We start from the raw sequence: 3,357 nt of genomic DNA on the forward strand, positions 1-3,357 counted from the left end.
CATACTCACATACTCACATACTCACATACTCACATACTCACATACTCACATACTCACATACTCACAATAATTTTGAAAGTTTGTAATAATATTTGTCAAATGAAAGTTGTGAATCGCTACGCCTGTGCCTGACTCAAGCAAATTAGCCTCCGATATAGTCGGGGCGGTTCACAACCAAAAACTTGGTAACCCGCCACCTCAGTTTAAATTGCTTGTTTCAAGTTAAGAGTAGGGTATATAACAATAAAAATAAGAGTGTTATAGCTCTCATTTTTGACTTAGAATAAGGTGCGTATGATGTTAGACATTACATCATATTTTTTATTTTGAACTCTCAATCATTCGTAGTAACTTATGGCCGACCTTGTGCATTATTTTTCACAAAATAAATTTTGTGTTTTGATCGAATATCTAACATCTATACCAAATAAGTTTGCTGTCAAAACTATGCTTACAGATTTTCCAGCATTGATGACTTTAGCAGATCGAGTACATTCAGATCAAGATATGAGTCCACTTGATGCAAGTTTTTTTTATCCAGCAGGAATTGATAAAGTATTGCACTTTGCAGGTAAAGATAGAGATATACAGGATTTTTACAAATTTTTAGATCAAGCAAATTCTGCCAATATTCAAAACTTACTTTTACTTACTGGTGATAAATTAAAAAATCATGTTGATGAAGACTCGTATCTGAAGCGTACACGTTATTTAGAGTCTGTAAATGCGGTAATGACTGCCAAACAACATGGTGGATTTAATATCGGAGTCGCATTCAATCCATTTAAATATAATGAAGCTGAACATGATGCTCAATATTTTAAACTTCATAAAAAAATACATGCTGGTGCAGATTTTATCATCACACAATTAGCTATGACATTGACGCCTTAAAGCATTGCAAAAAAATTATGCATGAAAATGGCTATACACAAAAAATTTTAGCCTGTGTCATGCCGCTAAATCTGGGACGTGCAAACTTTATGTTAAAACATAAAGTTGCTGGAATTGTTATTACTCCACATATGGTAAAAGTATTGGAAGATGAGAAAAAATCTGGGAAAAATGAGTACGCTTATAGACGTTGTGCATTACAAATTTTAATTTGTAAACAACTTGGTTTCGCAGGTATTCACCTATCTGCTTGCCATAATCCTGATGAACAATTGTTACTTGAACATTGGATTAATGCGTATCGTCATCTGGATTTAAATGCACTTGAATTATTATGGAATTCATTATGGCAAGTTAAAACAGGAAAAGAATTTATACCTGATTTTTCATATTCTTCGAAACAACCGTCAATAGGACAATTAATCAAATATCATCATTTACACATGATGCATAACACATTTTTTGATGCAAAACTTGCTAGATCATTTGGTCGCTTTATTTTTAAAGCTTCTTTTTGGGAAAAACAGTCTACTACCAAAGCTTTGTTAAAAACAGAATGGCTAAGTAAGCACGCTGTTTTAGGTTGTGAGAGTTGTGGGCAATGTCGTTTGGGAGAAACAATATATATTTGTCCAGAAACCTGCCCCAAAGGTTTGTCCAATGGTCCATGTGGTGGAACCACATTGGATTACTGTGAGTTCGGTGATCGAGAATGTATTCATTCAGTCAAAGCTAGGCTTGCTAAAGTTGTGGGGCAAACGCATATTTTAAAAGAAAAACTGATTCCAACAGTTCCTATTACAATACGTGGAACTAGCTCTTGGAAAAACTGGTATTTAAAGACAAAAGCTTAACTTTTTTCATCCATCACATTTGAATAAAACTTCACACCAAGTTTAATTCGCTCACGATCATTTTTCATCCGCCATCTATTGGTATCTCTTAGTGAATAGACACACCCACAATATTCTTGCTGATAGAACTCTTCTTTCTTACTAATTTCAAGCATACGAACAGCACCGCCATGTTTGCGCCAATTGTAATCCCAATACGTAATGCCATCATAGTGAGATGCAGATTGATGACCACAATCATTGATCTGTTGCATATTTTTCCAACGTGAAATACCTAATGAACTGCTGATAAGGCTAAAGCCATTTTCCTTTGCATATAAAGCAGTACGTTCAAAACGCATATCAAAACACATGGTACAACGAATGCCTTTTTCAGGTTCATTTTCCATACCTTTGGCTCGTTCAAACCAATTATCTATATCATAATCACAGTCAATAAAAGGTATATTGTGTTTCTTTGCAAAACGAATGTTTTCTTCTTTACGAATCTCATATTCTTTGATTGGGTGAATATTAGGGTTATAAAAAAATATAGAAAAATCTATTCCAGATTGAATTAGCGTTTCCATCACTTCTCCTGAACACGGGGCGCAGCAAGAATGTAATAAAAGTTTTTTATGATCATTGGGAAGAGTTAGTTTTTGACGTTGTAATTTGTTAGACATAGTCTTTTGATGTGAGAGTTAAACTTTATATTCTACTTAAACTAAATACTATCGGCAAGCTTGATTACTGGTCTTATGAGGATTATGGCGCTCTAGTTTTTGATAACGATAAACTGGTTAAAATACATGCAAATACTATTACTAGTCGTCAATAGTAGGTTAAACCCCACTGGAGTCACCCTTTAGGGTCTCCAAACATATTTATAGACCATCTAAAACAGCCTAGTATTAACGAACTGCTTTTTTCAACACTCGATAAACGGTAGCTACCCCAACACCAACCGCCTTAGCGATTTCCTCTTTTGTCATATTGTTTTGACTGGCCAATTCTCTAATACGATTGTGTTTAGTTGTATTAGGCTTCTTACCGGCGGGCTTATAGCCACTGTTAGCCAATCCCTGCTTGATACGCTCTCTACGCTTGTCATTATCAAGCTTTGCCATCGTTGCTAACAAGTCGATCAGCATATGGTTAATCACTGTTAGGATCTCACCTGTCATGCCCTTACTTACCGTATGCGTCGTTGGTAGATCAGCTACCACCAATCGTAAGCCCTTGTCTTTTATACGCTGCTTTAGAATCGCAAAATCATCTTGAGATAGCCTGCTTAATCTATCCACGCTTTCAACCAGCAGAATATCGCCTTCTTCAGCATCATTGAGTAACAGAGTGAGTGCTGGTCTATCAAGCTTAGTACCACTGAAATGCTCTACGTACTCAACATGGTTATCATCATAGCTTTGGCTAAAGCTAATCAAGTCAGACAAGGCTCTCTTAGCGTCTTGATCCTTAGTACTGGCTCTCACATAAATACGAACGGTCATAACACCACCTCTATTACTTAGACTTAATAATTAATGTTTATTGATAATAGCCAGATATTACTATCATTTAATAATAGAAACAAGTCTAATGATAGATAGATTATCGTTTAGGGGTTTTA

Annotated in this window: 2 protein-coding genes and 1 pseudogene; 1 reads left to right on the forward strand and 2 read right to left on the reverse strand. The window is 35.4% G+C overall.

What is annotated here, in order from left to right:
• Positions 1-354: 354 nt before the first annotated feature.
• Positions 355-1,748 (forward strand): annotated as a pseudogene (locus tag TT12_RS14825) (methylenetetrahydrofolate reductase C-terminal domain-containing protein).
• Here the strand turns inward: TT12_RS14825 and TT12_RS14830 are convergent.
• Positions 1,745-2,413, reverse strand: a complete 669-nt coding sequence (locus TT12_RS14830) for an epoxyqueuosine reductase QueH (protein WP_045456433.1) — start codon at positions 2,411-2,413, stop codon at positions 1,745-1,747. The pseudogene TT12_RS14825 and the gene TT12_RS14830 overlap by 4 nt on opposite strands.
• Positions 2,414-2,641: 228 nt before the next feature.
• Positions 2,642-3,238, reverse strand: a complete 597-nt coding sequence (locus TT12_RS14835; RefSeq protein ID WP_045456436.1) for a recombinase family protein — start codon at positions 3,236-3,238, stop codon at positions 2,642-2,644.
• Positions 3,239-3,357: the final 119 nt, after the last annotated feature.

The organism is Psychrobacter sp. JCM 18903, assembly GCF_000586475.1.
Lineage (GTDB): Bacteria > Pseudomonadota > Gammaproteobacteria > Pseudomonadales > Moraxellaceae > Psychrobacter.